Source organism: Rathayibacter oskolensis, assembly GCF_900177245.1.
Lineage (GTDB): Bacteria > Actinomycetota > Actinomycetes > Actinomycetales > Microbacteriaceae > Rathayibacter > Rathayibacter oskolensis.
On record NZ_FXBM01000001.1, the window covers coordinates 241,999 to 262,070 of the forward strand.

Here is a 20,072-nt window from a genome sequence, read left to right on the forward strand (position 1 = left end):
CGGGCCGGCGCTCACCCGATCGGTGGACCCGTCGCGGAAGGGGCTCCTGTGGAGGCCGATCGGCGCCGCAGGACCGCTCGTCGGCGCCGATCGCCGTGATTCCGCGGTTCTGAGCACGTGTTTCGCGAGGAAACGTGGATGGGGCTGGTAGGTTACGGACGGTCCGACCGGTTGAGGGAGTCCGTCCCCGGCCGAGGACGATCCACAACCACCAGCTGTTCTCAACAGCGCGAACGTCCTGGGAGGACACTCCAATGGCTGACAAGTCGCTCAACCGCACCGAGCTCGTCGCGAAGATCGCCGCGGACTCCGGCCAGAGCCAGGCCGCCGTCAACGGCGTCCTCGACTCGCTCTTCTCCACCCTCGCCGACTCCGTCTCGAACGACGTGAAGGTCACCATCCCGGGCTGGATCGCCGTCGAGCGCACCTCCCGCGCCGCCCGCACCGGCCGCAACCCGCAGACCGGCGAGACCATCCAGATCGCCGCCGGCCACTCGGTCAAGGTCTCGGCGGGCACCAAGCTCAAGGCCGCGGCCAAGTAGTCACCGCCTCCGCACTCCGACGACGGCCCCGGCTCCTGCCGGGGCCGTCGTCGTTGCACGTCCAGGCTCCCCATCAGCCGCGAGAACGTAGGCTTGACGGGTGAATCGAACCGTCCGGATCGCCGCCCCGGCGCTGCTCCTCGTCGCCGCGGCGCTCGCGGCGCTGCTCGCGGCGCTGGCGTTCGGGCGGGGTGCCGACGCGCCGCTGCTCAACGATCCCGGGCCCGTCGTCCGCTACGGCCTCCCCCTGGCGAAGCTCGCGGTCAATCTCGGTGCCGCCGGCATGATCGGCTCGCTCGTGCTGACGCTCTTCGCGCTGAGCCCCCATGCCGCCACCCGCCGGTCCGCCCGCTCCGCGTCGGCCCGCGTCGCCGCCGAGCGCCCGGCCCTCGTCGGCGCCGGCGCCCCGGGCGCGCCCCGCTCCGGCGGTCGCGACCCGCGCGCCTCCGAGGAGCGGGCGACGGATCAGCCGGAGCCCCGCACCGAGTACACCGTCGCGCTCGACGTCGCAGCGGCCAGCGCCGCCTTCTTCGCCGCGGCGGCCGCCGTCACCGGCTTCTTCACCTTCCTCAACGTCACCCAGACGCCGCTGAGCTTCGATCGCGACTTCGGGACCAAGCTCAGCTACTTCATCGGGAGCATCCCCGTCGGGCAGGCCTGGCTGGTCACGACCCTCCTGGCCGCCGTCGTCACGGTGCTCTGCTTCGCGGTCCGCAACCAGACCGCGCTCGTCTTCGTCACCGCCGTCGCGCTGCTCACCCTCCTGCCGATGGCGCAGCAGGGTCATGCCGCGGGGACGAGCGGTCACGACGCGGCGGTCACCGCGCTGGGCCTGCACCTCGTCTTCGCGGCGATCTGGCTCGGCGGGCTGCTCACCGTCATCGTGCTCCGACCGCTCCTCGGCGGTTCGAGGCTGCTGCCCGTGATCGAGCGCTACTCGAGCCTCGCGCTGGTCAGCTTCGTCGTGGTCGCCGCCTCCGGCTACATCAGCGCCGAGCTCCGGCTGGCCACCCTCGACAACCTGCTGACGGGCTACGGGATCCTCGTGCTGGTGAAGGTCGCGGTTCTCGTGGTCCTCGGCCTCTTCGGCGTCCTGCAGCGCCGCGTCCTCATCTCCCGGATGCGCGCGGCCGGCGGCGAGGGGGGCCGCAGCTTCTGGTGGCTGGTCGGCGCCGAGATCGCCTTCATGGGCATCGCCTCCGGAGTCGCCGCCGCGCTCGCGCGCACCGCGACGCCCGTCGACCAGATCGCGGCCACGCAGCTCACCGACCCCACCCCCGCCGAGCTCCTGACCGGAGAGGCGCTCCCGCCCGAGCCGAGTGCGCTGAACTTCGCCACGCTCTGGAACGTCGACCTCGTGTGGCTGCTCGTCTGCGCCTTCGGCATCGCGTTCTACGTGGCCGGGGTGGTCCGCCTCCACCGCCGCGGCGACCGCTGGCCGCCGCACCGCACGGTCCTCTGGATCGCCGGCATGCTCCTGCTGGCGTACATCACGAACGGCGGGGTCAACGCCTACGAGAAGTACCTGTTCAGCGCCCACATGCTCTCGCACATGGTGCTGACGATGGCGGTCCCGCTCCTCCTGGTCCCCGCGGCGCCGGTGACGCTGATCGCCCGCGCGGTGACCCGGCGCACCGACGGCTCGCGGGGCCCGAGGGAGTGGGTGCTGCTGGCCGTGCACTCGCGGTTCGCGACCGCGATCTCGCACCCGATCGTCGCCGCCCTGCTGTTCGTCGGATCGCTGTGGGGGTTCTACTACTCCCCGCTCTTCCGCTGGGCCACGACCGACCACATCGGGCACGAGTGGATGATCGTGCACTTCCTGATCACCGGCTACCTCTTCGTGAGCGTGCTGATCGGAGTCGACCCCAGCGTCCACCGCGTCCCCTACCCGATGCGCCTGCTGCTGCTGCTGGTCACGATGGCGTTCCACGCGTTCTTCGGGCTGGCGCTGATGACGGGCGAGGGGCTGCTCCTGGCCGACTGGTACGGCGCGATGGGCTGGGGCACCGATGCCCTGGCCGATCAGCGGGCGGCGGGAGGCATCGCATGGAGCATCGGCGAGATCCCGACGCTGGCGCTCGCGATCATCGTCGCCATGATGTGGAGCCGCTCCGACGCGCGCGAGACCAAGCGCCGCGACCGCCAGGCCGACCGCACGGGCGAGGCCGAGCTCTCGGCCTACAACGACCGGCTGGCCGCCCTGCAGAAGCGCGGCTGACGCCGGGGCTCCTCCACAGCCCACCGGAGTCGGCGACCCGTGGCCGCGCCGGTCGCGCCGCCGGACCCGCGGGTACAGTGGACCGGTGACCCAGCCGACCCTCTCCCACGAGCAGCAGCGGGTGTTCGACCTCATCGAGAACACCCGCGAGCACCTGTTCGTGACCGGCCGCGCGGGCACGGGCAAGTCGACGCTCCTCAACCACCTCAGCTGGAACACCGAGAAGCAGATCGTCATCTGCGCGCCGACCGGCGTCGCCGCCCTGAACGTCGGCGGCCAGACGATCCACTCCCTCTTCCGCCTGCCGATCGGTGTGATCGCCGACTCCGACCTCGACCAGCCGCCCGAGCTGCGCAAGCTCCTGAACACGATCGACACCCTGGTGATCGACGAGATCTCGATGGTCAACGCCGATCTGCTCGACGGCATCGACCGGAGCCTCCGCCAGGCGCGCCAGCGCCGGTCCGAGCCGTTCGGAGGCGTCCAGGTCGTCCTCTTCGGCGATCCGTTCCAGCTCGCTCCCGTCCCCGGCGACCCGGAGGAGCGCGCGTACTTCGCCGACCGCTACCGCTCGCTCTGGTTCTTCGACGCTCTCGTCTGGCAGGAGGCGCCGCTGCGGATCGTCGAGCTCGGCCGCATCCACCGTCAGAGCGACGAGCGCTTCAAGTGGATGCTCAACGCCGTGCGCTTCGGGATGGTGACGAAGGAGATCGCCGACGTGCTCAACGAGGCGGGAGCGCGCACCCCTCCCGACAACGAGGCGATCACCCTCGCGACCCGCAACGACACCGTCAACCGCATCAACCAGACCGCCCTCGCCCGGCTGAAGGGCCCGCTGAAGACGGCGACGGCCGAGATCAGCGGCGACTTCGGCGGCCGGGCGTACCCGGCCGATCAGAGTCTCGAGCTCAAGATCGGCGCGCACGTGATGTTCCTGCGCAACGACGCCGAGCAGCGCTGGGTCAACGGCACGATCGGCCGCGTGACGAAGGTCGCCGGCACGGTGTGGGTCGAGGTCGACGGCGAGGTCCACGAGGTCGAGCCGGCGACGTGGGAGCGCTACCGCTACTCGTACTCGGCCGCGACGAAGAAGCTCACCCGCGAGATCGTCGCCGAGTTCGCCCAGTTCCCGCTGCGGCTGGCCTGGGCGGTCACGATCCACAAGTCGCAGGGCAAGACCTACGACGCCGCGGTCGTCGATCTCGGTCAGCGCGCGTTCGCGCCGGGTCAGACCTATGTGGCGCTCAGCCGCATCACGAGTCTCGGGGGCCTCTACCTCACCCGGCCGCTGCGGCCGAGCGACATCATCGTCGACAAGGACGTGCTGCGCTTCATGGCGGAGCGGCGGGCGGAGCCGGCCGCCGTCGCCGACGCCGAGTCGGCCTGATCCGGGCCGAGTCGGCCTGATCCGGGCGGAGGAGGCGCGTCAGGCGGCGACGCGCGACCGCGCGAGCTCGCGGAACAGCTCCGTCGTGAGGCGGTACGCCTCCGCCACCTCGGCGATGACCCGGTCGCGCTCGGCGTCGTCCCATCCCACCGCGTCCAGCTGGTCGCGGTAGACCGCGCGGAACGCCGACGGGGTCGCGATCTCGCCGTACAGGTAGAACCCGACACCGTTGGTCTCGAACCCGAAGCGGCGCTGGAGCAGCGCGCGCACGATGGCGCAGCCGGAGAGGTCGCCGAGGTAGCGGGTGTAGTGGTGAGCCACGAATCCGCCGCTCCATCCGCTGGCGACGGTCCGGATCCGCTCGACGTAGGCGGCGGTCGAGGGCATCGGGCGGATGCGCTCCTGCCAGTCCTCGCCGACGAGGAAGCGGAGATCCTCGGCGATCGCCGGCAGTCGCGTCAGCTTCGGCGAGATGAAGGGGGCCGCGACGGGATCGCCCGTCATCGAGTCGGCGACGGCCTCCAGGGCCTCGTAGACGAAGTAGTGCTGCGAGACCATCGCGATGTAGTCGTCGCGGCTGCCGGAGCCCGTCATCAGCGCGGTCATGAACACCGCGCCCTCGTCGTCGGCTCCCGACTGGCCGATCCGCTCACGGAGCGCCTGCGAGAACGGGATCACATTCGTCACGATCGCCTCCGTCCGGCTTGTTAGGTTGCCCTAACCGTAGTCGAGCGGCCTCGGACCCACCAGGGGCGATCTCAGTGCCCGTGCCCTTCGTCGACCACGGTCATCATGCCGCCCATGTCCGACGTGCCCTCGGACGAGGCGGCCAGAGCGGGCGTCGCGAGGGCGGAGACGGCCAGCGCCCCCGCGAGGAGGCCGGCGACGGTGCGGGAGGCGGAGGCGGGCCTCTCGGCGCCCCGCACCGGCCGGAGGCTCCACGCGACGAGGACGGCGGCGGTGAGCTGCAGGAGCGCTGCCGCGAGGGTGGGCAGCGGTTCGCGGAGCAGGCCCGCCGCCACAGCGAGCACGAGGCCCGCCGTCGACGCCGCGGCCACCGCGAGGGCCGCACGAGGCGCCGGGATGCGGCCGAGCGTGAGGACGGCGACCGCCCAGGCGATCTCGACGAGTCCGAGGGCCGCGAGCGGGATCGTCGCCGCGTCGCCCCGGCCGGCCGCCAGCGAGACGTGCACGAGGCCCGCGCCGAGGGCGACGAGGGCGGTGTTGCAGCGGGCGACGACGGTCATCACGACTCCTGAGGGGGCGGGAGAGGAGGAGGCCCCGGATCGACACACCGCATCGTGTCGTCCGGGGCCGTGCAGTCCGTCCGCCGCGGAAAACGGCGGGCCCGCGGCGGACGGAGTAGGAGGGGGGCGGCGCTGCCGCCCCGGGTCATGCGGTGGCCGCGCGCGGCCTGATGCGCTTCTCGAGTCCGAGACCGACCCCGAGGAGCACGAGGGCGCTGGCGAGGTGGAGGACGTGATCGGCCGTGTTCAGCGCGAGCACGTTCAGCGACGTGTTGACGAGGAAGAAGCCGACGAGACCCAGGAGCAGGTACGCGGCGCCGACCGTCGTGTTGACGGTCTTCGCGGCCGGTGCCGTCGACAGGCCCGCGATCAGCAGCGCGCCGCCGATCAGGAGGTGCGCGACGTTGTGGAACGGATTGACCTCGAAGATGCCGAGGAGCAACCCACCGTCGGTGGCGAGGAAGGCGACGCCTCCGGTGACGACGAAGCCGAGCAGGCCGACGACGACGTAGACGGCTCCGAAGACCGTGCCGATCAGCCGGTTGGGTGAAGTGAACATCGTCGACTGACCTCCTCCGAGCAGCGCATCCGCGCTCCACATCCTCTCTTCGGAGCCCCGACCCGGCCGGTTTGGGAACCCGGAGCGGGGAGCGTGTCACGGTCGGGACACGAATCCGCTCAGCGCCCGTCCCGGTCGCGGGCGCCTCAGGGCCGCCCCGTAGGGTGGCCCTAGCTCAGTGAGCAGCATTCCAGAGGGCATCCGGGGGGAGTCGAGGGGCATGGTCGTGCGACGAAGACGGTCACGGATCGGGGCGCTCGTGGTGCCCGTGCTGGTCCTGGCTCTCGCCGGCTGCACGGGAGGAGTCGCCTCCTCCGTTCCCGACGCTCCCGCGGGCCCGGTGCCGGACGACCTCGCGATCGCCCTCTCGGGCTTCCTCGGCGAGGCGCAGGGCGCGGCCGGAGCCACCGGCGCCGTCGCCGGTGTCTGGTCGCCCTGGGCGGGGGGCTGGGAGACCGCGATCGGCACCCTCGGCGACGGTGACCCGACTCCGATGACCACCGACGCCTCCGTCCGGCTGGGCACGGGCGGGACCGAGGCGATGACCTGCAGCGTCGTCGTCGCGCTCGCCGACGAGGGCCGGGTCGATCTCGACGCCGACATCGCCGAGTCGCTGAGCTCGCTCCCCGGGATCGGCGGATCGACGCTGCGCCAGCTCTGCGCGCACACCTCGGGTCTCGCCGACTTCCGCTCGGTGCTCTGGCCGACGGTCATCCAGAACCCCACCCGCGAGTGGCCCACCATGGAGCTGATCTCGGCGGCGCAGGTCCGGTCGCCGGCGGCCGCTCCGGGGGAGTCGTGGTCCGACTCCTCGACAGGGCCGCTGCTCGCCGGTCTCGTCGTCTCGGAGGCGACGGGCCGGAGTGTCGCCTCCCTCTACGACGAGTACGTCGTCCCCCGCTACGGACTGCGGAGCACGGAGCTGCCCTCGGCCCGTGAGGTCGACCTGCCGGCTCCCGCTCCGCGCGGCTACTCGGCGGCGCTCGCGCCCGACGGATCGGTGCAGTGCGGGGTCCGGCGCGATGTCGGCGCGGCGTCGCCGTCCGCTCTCGGCGCGGCCGGCGGCGCCGTCACCGACCTCGAGGACCTCCGCCGCCTCGCGGTCGGCCTGGCGACCGATCCGACGGGCGACGCCGTCTGGTCGGAGCCGGTTCCCCAGGGGCAGGGCCGACCCGACTGGCTCCTCGCCGGGCTCGGCGGCCACCAGGCCGGGCCGATGCTCGGTTTCTCGGGGATCGCGCCGGGCTTCGTCACCGCCGCCTACTCCGATCCCGGCTCCGGGCTCACGGTCGCCGTGTCCTTCAACAGCTCGACCGCGGGAGCCGACTTCGCCGCCGAGGCCGCGCGCGGACTCGCCGCGATCGCCGTGGCCCAGGCCGCGGGGGCCGAGGGGACGCCGACGCTGCCGTGGTCGGTCGACAGCGAGCGCAACGCGGTCCTCGCCGGTCACCCCCGCTGCTGAGACGTGGCAGGAGCACGACGCCGGATGGCCGGCTCGCGCCGTGCCGCGCGACGCCGCCGCCCTACCCTGGAGTCATGCCGATCGTTCCCGACACCAAGGACTGGACGTGGGCGGCCGAGCGCCCCTGCCTCGAGTGCGGCTTCGACGCCTCCCTCGTGGACCCCGTCGACGTCGCCCACCTCATCCGCGAGAACGCGGCCGCCTGGCCCTACGTCCTCGAGCGCGAGGGCGCAGCGGGTCGTCCGGACGACGAGACCTGGTCGCCGCTCGAGTACGCGGCCCACGTGCGCGACGTGCACCGGATCTACCGGATGCGCCTGGGCCTGATGCTCGAGCACGACGACCCGCTGTTCCCCAACTGGGATCAGGACGTCACCGCCGTCGAGGAGCGCTACGACCGGCAGGACCCGCTCGTCGTGGGCCGGGAGCTGGTCGAGGAAGCGGATCTGATCGCCGCGGCCTTCGAGGGCGTGTCGGGCGCCCAGTGGGAGCGACCGGGTCGCCGCAGCGACGGCGCCTCCTTCACGGTCGCGACCATGGCGCGGTACTACCTCCACGACGTCCGGCACCACCTGCACGACGTCGACGGCTGACCCGACGAGCCGACCGCCCCCGTCGTCGAGCCTCGGTCGTCGATGAGCCTCAGTAGTCGATGAGCCTCAGTAGTCGATGAGCTGCGGATTCAGGAACGACAGGGTCCGCGCGTAGGCGAGCGCCGCTGACGCCGGGTCGATCGAGTCGTGCAGGTTGCCGTTCGCGAAGTGCCTCCGCGTGTCCGGATACGTGTGGGCGGTGACGGGCGTGCCCGCCTCCTTGAGCCGGCCGACGAACGACTCGGGGTCGTCCCCCTCCGGCCACTCGTCGCGCTGCGCGTAGTGCAGGAGCGCCGGGCAGGGGATCAGCGTGTGCTCGTCGCGGCCGAGGGTGGCGTAGTAGGCGACGACCGCGTCGACCAGGCCGGTGGCAGCGGCGAGCAGCCCGAGTCGCCCGCCGAACCCGAAGCCGACGATGCCGCTGCGCTCGGCGCCCGCCGCGACTCCCGAGCGCACCGCGTCGACGACGGAGGCGAGTGCCCTGTCCTGAGCGGCCATCGCGGCCAGGTCCCGCGCGTCCTCGGGGGCGAGGGTGGCCCAGCCGTCGTAGAGGTCGGGGACGAGCACGTGGTAGCCGTGCTTCGCGACGGCCTCGGCGAACGGCTCCATCCACGGCAGCCGGCCGAACACGTCGTGCAGCACCACCACGACCGGGCGGCCGGGCCGCCCGAATTCGAGGGCGACGCCCGGCGACGGGATCTGCACGAGCTCGCTCACACGTCCAGCCTGCACCGGATCGGCGGGGATCGGCGTCTCCACGCCGATCCGCTCGGCGTGTCGGGCGGAGGCGGGGCCGGGACTCGGGGAGCGAGTGACGGGAATCGAACCCGCGCCATCTGCTTGGGAAGCAGAAGTTCTACCATTGAACTACACTCGCGCGGCGCCCCTGGAGGCGCACCGGACCATCGTAGCAAGGCACGCGGACGGCGCCGAACGGGCTCGCGGCTAGGATCTCCTCGTGCTGCTCTCCGACCGCGACATCAAGTCCGAACTCGCCTCCGGCCGCGTCGGTCTGGCGCCGCACGACCCCGCGATGATCCAGCCGTCCTCCGTCGATGTGCGCCTGGACCGCTTCTTCCGGCTGTTCGACAACCACCGCTACCCCTACATCGATCCGGCCGAGGACCAGCCCGAGCTGACGCGCCTGGTCGAGACGCCGGCGCGCGAGGCGTTCATCCTCCACCCCGGCGAGTTCGTGCTCGGATCGACCTACGAGGAGGTCTCGCTGCCCGACGACATCGCGGCGAGGCTCGAGGGCAAGAGCTCGCTCGGGAGGCTCGGCCTCCTCACCCATTCGACGGCCGGATTCATCGATCCCGGCTTCACCGGTCACGTCACCCTCGAGCTCAGCAACGTCGCGACCCTGCCGATCATGCTCTGGCCGGGCATGAAGATCGGGCAGATGTGCTTCTTCCGCCTCAGCTCGCCCGCCGACAAGCCGTACGGCTCGGCCGAGTACAGCTCGCGCTACCAGGGGCAGCGCGGCCCGACCGCGTCGCGCTCGTCGCTGAACTTCCACCGCACCGACGTCTACTCCGACTGACGCCTGCGGGCCGGCAGGCGCTCAGCCCAGAAGGCGCGGGAGCTGCAGCACGAGCCAGGGCGAGAACGCCCACGGGGTCGCGCGCACAGCGGCGAGCGTCGCCTCCGGGTCGACCCACTCGTAGTCCATGACCTCGTCGATCCGCGGGTCGAGCGCGTCGCGGCTCGACAGCGTCGCGGTGTAGACGGGGCAGATCTCGTTCTCGACGATGCCGGAGGCGTCCACGGCGCGGTAGCGGAAGTCGGGCAGCGCCACCTCGAGCGTCTCGAGTCGCGCCCCGAGCTCGCGCTCGGCACGGCGCACGACCGCGTCCTCGATGCGCTCGCCCGGAGCGGGGTGGCCGCAGAACGAGTTCGTCCAGACGCCGGGCCAGGTGAGCTTGCCCAGCGCACGCCGGGTGACCAGCAGTGCTCCGTCGGGGGCGAACACGTGGCAGGAGAAGGCGAGGTGGAGCGGGGTGGCGGTGTCGTGGACGGTCGCCTTGTCGGCGACGCCCACTGCCGACCCCGACTCGTTGAGGAGGACCACCTGCTCGATCTGGTCGGTCAGCACCGCGATTCCTCCCGAAGTCATGACGGTAAGTCAAGCACGATCCCAGAACTCAGCCGGCTTATTGCTAGAGAACCGAGTTTGTTAGCCTCTGGTCTGTGGATACGCGTGACTCCGTGATTCTGTCCCGAAGACGGCAGGAGCACGTCGACGCCGTCCTCGACCGGTTCTTCTCGCTCGCAACGGCGCGGGCCGGCCGGCTCGGCCCGCGCTACCTCACCCTGTGGAAGACGCTCGAGGCCAACACCCGCGGGGGCAAGCGCTTCCGGCCGCTGATGGTGATCTCGGCCTACGAGGCCCTGGGCGGTCGGGATCCGGAGGCGGCCGCCCACCTCGGCGCGGCCTTCGAGCTGCTGCACACCGCGCTGATCGTGCACGACGACGTGATCGATCGCGACTTCGTCCGCCGCGGCGGCCCCAACGTCTCGGGCAGCTACCGCGACGAGGCTACGACGGCGGGCCTCTCCATCCCGATCGCGGAGCATCGCGGGACCTCGGTGGCGGTCATCGCCGGCGACCTCGCGCTGACCGGCGCGCACCGTCTCGTCGAGGGAGTCGGCGCCGACGACGTCGTGCGCTCGCGGCTGCTGACCCTGCTCGACGAGGCCGTGTTCGCCTCCGCGGCCGGCGAGCTGGCCGACGTCGACTTCTCGCTCATGCCCGGGATGCCCTCGGTCGACGAGGTCCTCGAGATGGAGCGCTTGAAGACGGCGGTCTACTCGTTCGAGGCGCCGCTCCAGGCGGGCGCGGTCCTCGCGGGGGCCGACGACGAGGTCGTCGCGGCGCTGGGCGAGTTCGGCCGGTGCATCGGCATCGCCTACCAGATCGTCGACGACCTCCTCGGAGTCTTCGGCTCGGAGGGGCAGACCGGCAAGACCACGCTCGGCGACCTCCGTGAGGGCAAGCGCACCGTCCTGATCGCCCACGCCGCCGACACCGACTGCTGGCCCGAGATCGAGGGCCTGATCGGCGACGAGCACCTGGGCGACGAGACCGCCCAGCGCGTGCGCAGGATCCTCGAGGAGTGCGGCGCGCGCAGCTACGCCGAGGCACTGGCCGCCGACTTCGCGAGCCGGGCCTGGGAGGCGCTCGCCGCACCCGTGGTCCCGGAGGCGTTCCGCATCGAGGTGCGCCCGCTGGTCGCCAGCGTCGTGGAGCGGACCCGATGAGCGCCCGCCACGCGCGGCCCGCCGCTCCGATGACGCTCGCCGCCGACTCCCGCCGTACGGTGGCACGATGAGCCGGCAGAGCGAACTGTACGACCGCGTCGCGCACGAGGCGTCGGCGCAGGTGATCAAGCGCTACTCCACGTCCTTCGGGCTCGCCACGCGCCTGCTCGGGCCCGGCGTGCGCGAGCGCGTCGAGGACGTCTACGCCCTCGTCCGCGTCGCCGACGAGATCGTCGACGGCGTCGCCGAGGAGGCCCGGCTCGATCGCACCGCCGTCGAGGAGGCCCTCGACGCGTTCGAGGCCGAGACCGAGCGCGCGCTCCTGACCGGCTACAGCTCGAACCTGGTGATCCACGCCTTCGCCCGCACGGCCCGCGCGACGGGATTCGGCGCCGAGCTCACCCTGCCGTTCTTCGCCTCGATGCGCGCCGACCTGCGCCGGACGGTGCACACGCCGGAGTCCTTCGAGGCCTACGTCTACGGCTCGGCCGAGGTGGTCGGGCTGATGTGCCTGCAGGTCTTCCTCGCGGCGCCCGACGCCGGACTCGTCTCACCGGCGCAGCGCGACCGCCTCGTCGCGGGCGCCCGCCGACTTGGCTCGGCGTTCCAGAAGGTCAACTTCCTCCGCGACCTCGCCGTCGACGTCGAGGGCCTGGGGCGCAGCTACTTCCCCGGGGTCGACCCGCGCGCGTTCTCGGAGCTGGACAAGGCGGTGCTCCTGGCCGACCTCGACGCCGACCTCGAGGCGGCAGCGGCGATCGTGCCCGAGCTCCCGCGCTCGAGCCGCCGCGCCGTGCGCCTCGCGCACTCCCTCTTCGCCGCGCTCGCCGACCGGATCCGCGAGACCCCCGCCGAGCAGCTCCTGCAGGCGCGGGTCAGTGTGCCGACGGCGACGAAGGCGGCGCTCGCCGCCCGCGCGGCCGTCTCGACCCTCGGGCCGCGACTGGGCCCGGGCCCGGTGAGAGCCACGCGCTCGCAGGCCGGGTCGCACCGCGCGGTCGTGATCGGCGGCGGGATCGGCGGGCTCGCCTCCGCCGCCCTCCTCGCCCGCGACGGCTACGACGTCACGCTGCTCGAGCAGCGCGAGGTCGTGGGCGGTCGTGCGGGATCGTGGGAGCACGACGGATTCCGCTTCGACACCGGGCCCTCGTGGTACCTGATGCCCGAGGTCTTCGACCACTTCTTCCGCCTGATGGGCACGAGCGCCGCCGAGCGGCTCGACCTGGTGAAGCTCGACCCCGGCTACCGCGTCTACAGCGAGGGCGTCGACGAGCCGATCGACGTGCTCGCCGACTACGAGTCGAACATCGCCCTGTTCGAGAGCATCGAACCGGGTGCCGGCGACCGGATGCGGGTCTACCTGGAGTCGGCCAGGGACACCTACGAGGTCGCCAAGCGCCGCTTCCTCTACACGAGCTTCTCCTCGTTCCTGCCGCTGCTGCGCCGGGACGTGCTCAGCCGCACCGGGAAGCTGGGCCGCCTCCTCCTGACGCCCCTCGACACGTTCGCCGGCACCGCGGTGACCGACAACCGGCTGCGGCAGATCCTCGGCTACCCGGCCGTGTTCCTCGGCTCCTCGCCGTTCTCGGCGCCGAGCATGTACCACCTGATGAGCCACCTCGATCTCGCCGACGGTGTGCTCTACCCGATGGGTGGGTTCACCCGCCTCATCGAGGCGGTCGCCGAGGTCGCGGAGGAGGCGGGGGTGCGGATCCGCACCTCGTCGCCGGCGACGCGGATCCTGACCGCCCGCGCTCCCCGAGGCAGCCGCCGCGGTGCGGAGGTCGTGGGGGTCGAGTTCGAGGGCCCCGACGGCGCGGAGCGACTGCCCGCGGACCTGGTCGTGAACGCCTCCGACCTCTTCACCACCGAGCAGTCGCTGCTGCCCGACGAGCTGCGCACCTACGGCCCGTCGTACTGGGAGAAGCGCGAGCCCGGCCCGAGCGCCGTGCTCGTCCTCCTCGGCGTGCGCGGCGAGCTGCCGCAGCTCGAGCACCACACCCTCCTCTTCACCGAGGACTGGCAGGACAACTTCGGCAAGATCTTCGGCGAGCACCCGACGGTGCCCGACCCCGCCTCGCTCTACGTCTGCCGACCGAGCGCGACCGACCCGGGAGTCGCTCCGGAGGGGCACGAGAACCTCTTCGTCCTCGTGCCGATCCCGGCCGACACCTCGATCGGCCACGGCGGAGTGGACGGCGCGGGGGATGCACGCGTCGAGGCCATCGCCGACGCGGTGATCGAGCAGATCGCGACCTGGACCGGTGCGACCGATCTCGCCGAGCGCATCGTCGTCCGCCGCACCATCGGGCCGGCCGACTTCGAGAGCGATCTGGGCGCGTGGCGCGGATCGATGCTCGGCCCCTCCCATGTGCTCAGCCAGAGCGCGTTCTTCAGGGCGGGCAACGTCAGCGCCCACGTCGACGGGCTGCTCTTCGCGGGCAGCTCGACGATCCCGGGCATCGGGCTGCCGATGTGCCTGATCAGCGCCGAGGTGATGCTCAAGCGCGTGCGCGGCGACGTCTCGACGGAGCCGCTCCCGGTGCGCGATGCTCCCGCTCCTCCTGTCGCACCGATCGTGACGGAGGCGCCGAGCGCCGCGTCGCTCGCGGTCGCGGGGGAGTAGGCGGTGGGGGTCGTCTACCTGCTGGCGCTCGCCGTCTCGATCACCGGGATGGTCGTGCTCGACAGGCGCTTCCGCCTGTTCTTCTGGGCCGACGCGCGCCGCGCGGCGATCGTGCTGCCGGTCGGCGTCGCGTTCTTCCTCGTCTGGGATCTCGTCGGCATCGGCCTCGGCGTCTTCTTCCGCGGTGAGACGCCCTACATGACGGGGATCCAGCTGACGCCGGAGCTGCCGATCGAGGAGGTCCTCTTCCTCACACTGCTCTGCTACCTGAGCATGGACGTGCACGGATTCCTCTCGAACCGCGCCCGGGACCGAGACCGCACGCGAGCGGAGGTGCGCGCATGACCTACGCCCTTCTGAACGCGGTGTTCCTCGCCGTGGTGCTCGCGGTCGCGGTGATCGCGTGGCGGCGCGGACGACTCCGGCCCGCCGCCCTGCTCGGCACGCTCGTCGTGCTGCTGGTGATGACGGCGGTCTTCGACAACGTGATGATCGGGGTGGGCCTGCTGGTCGCCTACGACGACGAGCTCATCTCGGGGATCCGGATCGGCGTGGCGCCGATCGAGGACTTCGCGTACGCGATCGCGGCGGCACTGCTGCTGCCGGCGCTCTGGGCGCTCCTGCCGTCGCGGCGACGGAGCGAGCAGTGAAGCGGATCCGCGCGCTCTTCGTCTCGAGCCGCCCGCTGAGCTGGGTGAACACGGCGTACCCGTTCGCGGCCGCCTACCTGCTGACCACACGCGAGATCGACCTCGCCTTCGTGCTCGGCACCCTGTACTTCCTGATCCCGTACAACCTCGCGATGTACGGCATCAACGACGTCTTCGACTACGAGTCCGACCTCCGGAACCCCCGCAAGGGCGGAGTGGAGGGAGCGGTCCTGGACCGAGGAGAGCATCGCGCGACCCTGGTCGCCGCGGTGGTCACGAACGTCCCGTTCCTCGTGGCCCTGGTGCTGCTCGGGTCGCCGCTGTCGTGGCTCGTCCTGGCGATCAGCGTCTTCGCAGTGATCGCCTACAGCGCTCCCGGACTGCGCTTCAAGGAGCGCCCGTTCATCGACTCGCTGACCTCGGCGACGCACTTCGTGAGCCCCGCCGTCTACGGCATCGCCCTCGCGGGCACGGTGGTGACGCCCGGCCTCGTGGCGCTGCTCGTCGCGTTCTTCCTCTGGGGGATCGCGAGCCACGCGTTCGGAGCCGTGCAGGACATCCTCGCGGACCGGGCGGGCGGCATCGGGTCGATCGCGACCGTGATCGGCGCGAAGACGACGACCCGGTTCGCGATCGGCGCCTACGTCGCGAGCGGGTTGCTCCTGCTCCTGCTGCCGTGGCCCGGCACCCTCGCCGCGATCCTCGCCGTGCCGTACGCCGTCAGCATCTGGCCGTACCGCTCGCTCACCGATGCCGAGGCCGAGCGCGCGAACGCCGGCTGGAAGCGCTTCCTCGCGCTGAACTTCCTCACCGGGTTCCTGGTGACGCTGCTGCTGATCGTCTTCTGGCTCGCGACCTGAGCCGCCGACGTCCGTCGGGGCTCGGAACAGCGGGGGTCGGAACAGCGGGGGTCGGAACAGCGGGGGTCGGAACAGCGGGGGTCGGAACAGCGGTGCTCGGAACAGCGGGGCCCACAACAGCGGGGCCCAGAACAACAGGGCTCAGAAGAGGTGGTGCGGAGCGACGATCAGGACGACGACGACGGCGAGGCCCGCGAGCAGGGCGATCACCAGCGCGGTGTAGCCGACGCGCTTCGCCAGGCGGCGTGCGCGAGCCGTTCCGGAGGCCCTGCGCTTCTTCCTGACGCGGATCGACGCAGGGCGGGCGGCAGCAGGGCGGGCGGCATCGGAGCGATCGGCCGGCGCGGCGGCCGAGGCGGTGGGCCACTCGGAGGCGGGGCTCGTCGACGGCGTGTCGACCGCGGCGTCGGAGGTGCGGGTGTGCCGCTCGGGCCTCCGGGGGGCCGTCTCGCCTCGCGCCATCGCGTCCTCCTCCGTCTCCCGGCGGGGCCGGTCGTCCTCTCGCCGCGGCGGGCGGCTCCGACACTCTAGGGGAGCGGCGAGGCGTCGCGCTCCGACGGCGCGGGAGTCGCGGTGCTCGACGGCGGGCGTCGCACCGGCAGCAGGAGGACCAGCCCGACCGCCAGGACCAGCACCAGGCCGAGGATGCCCCAGTACTGCACGTTCGCCTCGTCGCCGCCCGAGGCGACGGCGGCGACCGATACGAACGCCGCGAACGCGGCGGGCGCCAGGAACGACGCCGCCTTGCCCGTCGTGGCGTAGAGGCCGAAGATCTCGCCCTCGCGCCCCTCCGGGATCAGGCGCGCGAGGTAGCTGCGGCTCGCCGACTGGGCGGGTCCGACGAACAGGCAGAGCAGGAGCCCGAAGATCCAGAAGACGGTCGCGCCGCCGTCGTGGAGGACGAAGACCGCGGTCCCGCAGATCACCAGGCCGACGAGGGAGGCGACGATGACGGCCTTCGGACCGATCCTGTCGTCGAGCGCCCCCACCGAGATCGTGGCGACCCCCGCGACGACGTTCGCTGCGATCGCGAAGAGGATCACCTCTCCGGCGTCGAAGCCGAACGTGCCCTGGGCCAGGACGCCGCCGAAGGTGAAGACGCCGGTGAGCCCGTCTCGGAAGACGGCGCTCGCGATGAGGAACGAGACCGTGCTCGGGCTCTCGCGCCAGAGACCCCTGATCTGGCGGAAGAGCGCGCGGTAGGAGGCGATCAGGCCGACGCGGCTCGCTCCGGAGGCGGTGGCCGGCGTCTCGGGCACGGCGACCAGCACGGGCAGCGCGAACACCGCGAACCAGAGGCCGGCGAGCAGGATCGAGACCCTCACGTCGAGGCTTCCCTCGCCCGTCACGCCGAAGAGTCCCACTTCGGGCGAGATGAAGCCGAAGTAGACGATGAGCAGGAGGACGATCCCGCCGACGTAGCCCATCCCCCAGCCGAAGCCCGAGACCCGGCCGATGCTCGCGCGCGTCGAGACCTGGGTGAGCATCGCGTTGTAGTTGACGCTCGCGAACTCGAAGAAGACCGTGCCGACGGCGAGCAGGGCGAGCCCGAGCCAGAGGAACGCGGGATCGGGCTGCACGAAGAACATCAGCAGGATGCAGACCACGACCACGGCGGAGTGGATCCCCAGCCACCGTCGGCGGCGGCCGCCCAGGTCGGCGCGCCGGCCGGTGATCGGCGCGATGAGCGCGACGACGAGCCCCGCGCCCGCGAGGGACCAGCCCAGCGCGGCGGAGACGCCGCTCGGCGTCCCGAAGAGCCCGTCGGTGGTGAGGTAGACGGTGAAGACGAAGGTGGTGACCACCGCGTTGAAGGCGGATCCGCCCCAGTCCCAGAGTCCCCAGGCGAGAACCGGCCAGCGGCTGGTGCGGTCTGTCATGCAATCACCGTAGGCATGCGATCACCGTAGGCCGCGCAGGTGAACACCGGGAAGCCCCGCCGCGGAGTCCGGTTCCTGAGAGTTGAGTCGACTCGACTCAGGTTCTGCACTCTCGACTTGACTCCGACCACCCGGTGCGTAAACTTGAGCGAGCGGGACTCAACTCCCGCAGAGGATTTCGTCCCACCAGCTGATTGAACGGCCCGACGGCCGCTCGCGAAGGAGAAACACGCATATGTCCCGTGCCGTAGGCATCGACCTGGGAACCACCAACTCGGTCGTGGCCGTCCTCGAAGGTGGCGAGCCCACCGTCATCGCGAACGCCGAGGGCTTCCGCACCACCCCGTCCGTCGTCGCGTTCACCAAGGACGGCGAGGTACTCGTCGGCGAGACCGCCAAGCGCCAGGCCGTCACCAACGTCGACCGCACCCTCGCCTCCGTCAAGCGCCACATGGGCACCGACTGGACCTTCGCGGTCGAGGACAAGAAGTACACCCCGCAGGAGATCTCGGCCCGCATCCTGGGCAAGCTCAAGCGCGACGCCGAGCAGTACCTGGGCGAGAAGGTGACCGACGCGGTCATCACCGTCCCGGCCTACTTCAACGACGCCGAGCGCCAGGCCACGAAGGACGCCGGCGAGATCGCCGGCCTGAACGTCCTCCGCATCATCAACGAGCCCACCGCGGCGGCGCTCGCCTACGGCCTCGACAAGGGCAAGGAGGACGAGCTCATCCTCGTCTTCGACCTCGGCGGTGGAACCTTCGACGTCTCCCTCCTCGAGGTGGGCAAGGACGACGACTTCTCGACCATCCAGGTGCGCTCCACCTCCGGCGACAACCGCCTCGGCGGCGACGACTGGGACCAGCGCGTCGTCGACTACCTGGTCAAGCGCTTCAAGGACTCGACCGGCGTCGACGTCTCGAAGGACAAGATCGCCCGTCAGCGCCTCAAGGAGGCCGCTGAGCAGGCGAAGAAGGAGCTCTCCTCGAGCACCTCGACCAGCATCCAGCTGCCCTACCTCTCGCTCACTGAGAACGGCCCCGCGAACCTCGACGAGACGCTCACCCGCGCCAAGTTCGAGGAGCTCACCAGTGACCTGATCGAGCGCACCCGCAAGCCGTTCACCGACGTCATCGCCGAGGCCGGAGTCAAGGTCGAGGACATCGCGCACGTCGTCCTCGTCGGCGGCTCGACCCGCATGCCCGCCGTGGCCGAGCTCGTGAAGAAGCTCACCGGCGGCAAGGAGCCCAACAAGGGCGTCAACCCGGACGAGGTCGTCGCCGTCGGCGCCGCCCTGCAGGCCGGAGTGCTGAAGGGCGAGCGCAAGGACGTCCTCCTCATCGACGTCACACCGCTCTCGCTGGGCATCGAGACCAAGGGAGGGATCATGACCAAGCTCATCGAGCGCAACACGGCCATCCCGACCAAGCGGTCCGAGACCTTCACCACGGCCGACGACAACCAGCCGTCCGTCGCGATCCAGGTGTTCCAGGGCGAGCGCGAGTTCACCCGTGACAACAAGAACCTGGGCACCTTCGAGCTGACCGGCATCGCCCCCGCCCCCCGCGGGATCCCGCAGGTCGAGGTCACCTTCGACATCGACGCCAACGGCATCGTGCACGTGTCCGCGAAGGACAAGGGCACCGGCAAGGAGCAGTCGATGACGATCACCGGCGGCTCGTCGCTGCCGAAGGACGACATCGAGCGCATGGTGCGCGAGGCCGAGGAGCACGCCGCAGAGGACAAGGCGCGCCGCGAGGCCGCCGAGATCCGCAACAACGCCGAGACCCTCGCCTACTCGATCGACAAGCTGATCAAGGAGAACGAGGACAAGCTGCCCGAGGACGTCAAGTCCGAGGTCCAGGGCGATGTCGACGCTCTGAAGACCGCGCTCGCCGGCGACGACGACACGGCCGTCAAGACCGCGTTCGACGCGCTCAACGCCTCGCAGACCAAGATCGGCCAGGCCATCTACTCGCAGCAGTCGGCCGACCAGGGCGCCCCACAGGACGCCCCGGCCGAGGAGGAGAAGAAGGACGACGAGGACATCGTCGACGCCGAGGTCATCGACGACGACGAGCCGAAGGACACGAAGTAGTCATGGGGCGCCACAACCAGCCCCAGGGCGAGGGCGTGCCCGAGGAGGAGCCGGCCACCGGTGCTGAGGCCACGGGATCCGAGGCGGCCGAGGCCGCTCAGGACTCCGAGGGCCTGATCGAGGCCGAGGGCCCCGACGTCGAGACCACCCTCTCCGACGCCGACCTCTCCTTCCTCTCGGGGCAGTCCGACGCCGAGACGCTCGCGGCGGAGCACCTCGCCGATCTCCAGCGGGTGACCGCCGAGTACGCGAACTACCGCAAGCGCACCGAGTTGAACCGCCAGGTCGAGAAGGAGCGGGCCATCGGCGACGCGGTGAAGGTCATCCTCCCCGTGCTCGACGACCTCGACCGCGCCGAGAAGCACGGCGACCTGGCGGAGGGCGGCCCCTTCACCGCCATCGCGCAGAAGCTGCGCGGCGGGATGGAGAAGCTCGGCCTGGTGAAGACCGGTGCCGTGGGCGATCTGTTCGACCCGAACATCCACGAGGCGATCTTCCAGCAGCCGACTCCCGGCGCCGAGACCTCCACGGTCGCCGACGTCGTCGAGTCGGGCTACTACCTCGGAGGCTCGCTGCTGCGCGCCGCCCGGGTGGTCGTGGCCGTTCCCGCCGACTGATCCCCCCTCACGCACCACCGCGGAGGACCCCGCCCGGCGCCCGCACCCGGGTCGCCGGGCCGGGGTCCC

At 71.5% G+C, this 20,072-nt stretch carries 20 protein-coding genes and 1 tRNA gene; 13 read left to right on the forward strand and 8 right to left on the reverse strand.

The window, feature by feature from the left end; all coding sequences use genetic code 11:
* The first annotated feature begins 254 nt into the window (after positions 1–254).
* From B9Y99_RS01220 to B9Y99_RS01230, 3 genes are all read left to right on the forward strand, one after another.
* A complete protein-coding gene (locus B9Y99_RS01220) occupies positions 255–542 on the forward strand; it encodes an HU family DNA-binding protein (protein WP_055786347.1) in 288 nt (95 codons plus the stop codon).
* A 100-nt stretch (positions 543–642) separates the two neighbouring features.
* Positions 643–2,763 (forward strand): bifunctional copper resistance protein CopD/cytochrome c oxidase assembly protein, encoded by a 2,121-nt coding sequence (locus B9Y99_RS01225; protein ID WP_085474797.1) that lies wholly within the window; start codon positions 643–645, stop codon positions 2,761–2,763.
* Positions 2,764–2,848: 85 nt separating this feature from the next.
* Complete coding sequence (locus B9Y99_RS01230; RefSeq protein WP_085474798.1) at positions 2,849–4,150, forward strand: ATP-dependent DNA helicase; 1,302 nt, start codon at positions 2,849–2,851, stop codon at positions 4,148–4,150.
* 39 nt (positions 4,151–4,189) lie between these two features.
* Here B9Y99_RS01230 and B9Y99_RS01235 read toward each other — a convergent pair whose 3' ends face one another.
* The 3 genes from B9Y99_RS01235 to B9Y99_RS01245 all read right to left on the reverse strand — a co-directional run bounded on the left by B9Y99_RS01235 (position 4,190) and on the right by B9Y99_RS01245 (position 5,956).
* On the reverse strand, positions 4,190–4,837 hold the full coding sequence (locus tag B9Y99_RS01235) for a biliverdin-producing heme oxygenase (protein WP_085474799.1): 648 nt from the start codon (positions 4,835–4,837) through the stop codon (positions 4,190–4,192).
* Between the two features lie 71 nt (positions 4,838–4,908).
* Entirely contained in the window at positions 4,909–5,397 is a 489-nt protein-coding gene (locus B9Y99_RS01240) for a hypothetical protein (RefSeq protein WP_085474800.1), read from the reverse strand.
* Positions 5,398–5,542: 145 nt separating this feature from the next.
* Positions 5,543–5,956 carry a DUF4383 domain-containing protein gene (locus B9Y99_RS01245; RefSeq protein WP_085476177.1) on the reverse strand — a complete coding sequence of 138 codons (414 nt, stop codon included), beginning with the start codon at positions 5,954–5,956 and terminating at the stop codon, positions 5,543–5,545.
* A 226-nt stretch (positions 5,957–6,182) separates the two neighbouring features.
* Here B9Y99_RS01245 and B9Y99_RS01250 point away from each other — a divergent pair, with 226 nt between their 5' ends.
* Together B9Y99_RS01250 and B9Y99_RS01255 are read left to right on the forward strand one after the other, a co-directional pair.
* On the forward strand, positions 6,183–7,418 hold the full coding sequence (locus tag B9Y99_RS01250) for a serine hydrolase domain-containing protein (RefSeq protein ID WP_165759503.1): 1,236 nt from the start codon (positions 6,183–6,185) through the stop codon (positions 7,416–7,418).
* 74 nt (positions 7,419–7,492) lie between these two features.
* Positions 7,493–8,011, forward strand: a complete 519-nt coding sequence (locus B9Y99_RS01255; RefSeq protein WP_085474802.1) for a DinB family protein — start codon at positions 7,493–7,495, stop codon at positions 8,009–8,011.
* Between the two features lie 66 nt (positions 8,012–8,077).
* Here B9Y99_RS01255 and B9Y99_RS01260 read toward each other — a convergent pair whose 3' ends face one another.
* Together B9Y99_RS01260 and B9Y99_RS01265 are read right to left on the reverse strand one after the other, a co-directional pair.
* Positions 8,078–8,728 carry a dienelactone hydrolase family protein gene (locus B9Y99_RS01260; RefSeq protein WP_085476178.1) on the reverse strand — a complete coding sequence of 217 codons (651 nt, stop codon included), beginning with the start codon at positions 8,726–8,728 and terminating at the stop codon, positions 8,078–8,080.
* Between the two features lie 89 nt (positions 8,729–8,817).
* Positions 8,818–8,888 (reverse strand) — tRNA-Gly (locus B9Y99_RS01265).
* Between the two features lie 81 nt (positions 8,889–8,969).
* On the opposite strand from B9Y99_RS01265, the gene dcd reads away from it, so the two are divergent.
* A complete protein-coding gene (dcd, locus tag B9Y99_RS01270; protein ID WP_085474803.1) occupies positions 8,970–9,554 on the forward strand; it encodes a dCTP deaminase in 585 nt (194 codons plus the stop codon).
* Positions 9,555–9,575: 21 nt separating this feature from the next.
* On the opposite strand, the gene idi is transcribed toward dcd, so the two are convergent.
* Positions 9,576–10,103 (reverse strand): isopentenyl-diphosphate Delta-isomerase, encoded by a 528-nt coding sequence (gene idi / locus B9Y99_RS01275; protein ID WP_085476179.1) that lies wholly within the window; start codon positions 10,101–10,103, stop codon positions 9,576–9,578.
* A gap of 116 nt (positions 10,104–10,219) precedes the next feature.
* Between idi and B9Y99_RS01280 the strand changes: the two genes are divergently transcribed.
* The 5 genes from B9Y99_RS01280 to B9Y99_RS01300 all read left to right on the forward strand — a co-directional run bounded on the left by B9Y99_RS01280 (position 10,220) and on the right by B9Y99_RS01300 (position 15,408).
* A complete protein-coding gene (locus B9Y99_RS01280) occupies positions 10,220–11,272 on the forward strand; it encodes a polyprenyl synthetase family protein (RefSeq protein WP_244274735.1) in 1,053 nt (350 codons plus the stop codon).
* A 67-nt stretch (positions 11,273–11,339) separates the two neighbouring features.
* The gene (crtI, locus tag B9Y99_RS01285; RefSeq protein WP_085474804.1) at positions 11,340–13,898 is read left to right on the forward strand and encodes a phytoene desaturase family protein; all 2,559 of its coding nucleotides are present in this window, start codon (positions 11,340–11,342) and stop codon (positions 13,896–13,898) included.
* 3 nt (positions 13,899–13,901) lie between these two features.
* The gene (locus B9Y99_RS01290) at positions 13,902–14,243 is read left to right on the forward strand and encodes a lycopene cyclase domain-containing protein (protein ID WP_085474805.1); all 342 of its coding nucleotides are present in this window, start codon (positions 13,902–13,904) and stop codon (positions 14,241–14,243) included.
* A complete protein-coding gene (locus B9Y99_RS01295) occupies positions 14,240–14,548 on the forward strand; it encodes a lycopene cyclase domain-containing protein (RefSeq protein ID WP_085474806.1) in 309 nt (102 codons plus the stop codon). The genes B9Y99_RS01290 and B9Y99_RS01295 overlap by 4 nt, the downstream gene beginning before the upstream one ends.
* A complete protein-coding gene (locus B9Y99_RS01300) occupies positions 14,545–15,408 on the forward strand; it encodes a prenyltransferase (RefSeq protein WP_244274736.1) in 864 nt (287 codons plus the stop codon). Before B9Y99_RS01295 ends, B9Y99_RS01300 begins: the two co-directional genes overlap by 4 nt.
* A gap of 141 nt (positions 15,409–15,549) precedes the next feature.
* On the opposite strand, the gene B9Y99_RS01305 is transcribed toward B9Y99_RS01300, so the two are convergent.
* Positions 15,550–15,870 carry a hypothetical protein gene (locus B9Y99_RS01305; RefSeq protein ID WP_085474807.1) on the reverse strand — a complete coding sequence of 107 codons (321 nt, stop codon included), beginning with the start codon at positions 15,868–15,870 and terminating at the stop codon, positions 15,550–15,552.
* Positions 15,871–15,935: 65 nt separating this feature from the next.
* Positions 15,936–17,288, reverse strand: a complete 1,353-nt coding sequence (locus B9Y99_RS01310; protein WP_085474808.1) for an MFS transporter — start codon at positions 17,286–17,288, stop codon at positions 15,936–15,938.
* Between the two features lie 235 nt (positions 17,289–17,523).
* Between B9Y99_RS01310 and dnaK the strand changes: the two genes are divergently transcribed.
* Positions 17,524–19,386 (forward strand): molecular chaperone DnaK, encoded by a 1,863-nt coding sequence (gene dnaK, locus B9Y99_RS01315; protein ID WP_085474809.1) that lies wholly within the window; start codon positions 17,524–17,526, stop codon positions 19,384–19,386.
* A gap of 2 nt (positions 19,387–19,388) precedes the next feature.
* The gene (locus tag B9Y99_RS01320) at positions 19,389–20,003 is read left to right on the forward strand and encodes a nucleotide exchange factor GrpE (protein ID WP_085474810.1); all 615 of its coding nucleotides are present in this window, start codon (positions 19,389–19,391) and stop codon (positions 20,001–20,003) included.
* Positions 20,004–20,072: the final 69 nt, after the last annotated feature.

Excerpts from the sequence above, each read along its gene's own strand:
- B9Y99_RS01220 (WP_055786347.1), top strand. The coding sequence starts at position 255 with ATGGCTGACAAGTCGCTCAACCGCACCGAGCTCGTCGCGAAGATCGCC.
- B9Y99_RS01240 (WP_085474800.1), bottom strand. The coding sequence starts at position 5,397 with ATGACCGTCGTCGCCCGCTGCAACACCGCCCTCGTCGCCCTCGGCGCG.
- B9Y99_RS01245 (WP_085476177.1), bottom strand. The coding sequence starts at position 5,956 with ATGTTCACTTCACCCAACCGGCTGATCGGCACGGTCTTCGGAGCCGTC.
- B9Y99_RS01255 (WP_085474802.1), top strand. The coding sequence starts at position 7,493 with ATGCCGATCGTTCCCGACACCAAGGACTGGACGTGGGCGGCCGAGCGC.
- crtI (WP_085474804.1), top strand. The coding sequence starts at position 11,340 with ATGAGCCGGCAGAGCGAACTGTACGACCGCGTCGCGCACGAGGCGTCG.
- B9Y99_RS01295 (WP_085474806.1), top strand. The coding sequence starts at position 14,240 with ATGACCTACGCCCTTCTGAACGCGGTGTTCCTCGCCGTGGTGCTCGCG.
- B9Y99_RS01305 (WP_085474807.1), bottom strand. The coding sequence starts at position 15,870 with ATGGCGCGAGGCGAGACGGCCCCCCGGAGGCCCGAGCGGCACACCCGC.
- B9Y99_RS01310 (WP_085474808.1), bottom strand. The coding sequence starts at position 17,288 with ATGACAGACCGCACCAGCCGCTGGCCGGTTCTCGCCTGGGGACTCTGG.
- dnaK (WP_085474809.1), top strand. The coding sequence starts at position 17,524 with ATGTCCCGTGCCGTAGGCATCGACCTGGGAACCACCAACTCGGTCGTG.
- B9Y99_RS01320 (WP_085474810.1), top strand. The coding sequence starts at position 19,389 with ATGGGGCGCCACAACCAGCCCCAGGGCGAGGGCGTGCCCGAGGAGGAG.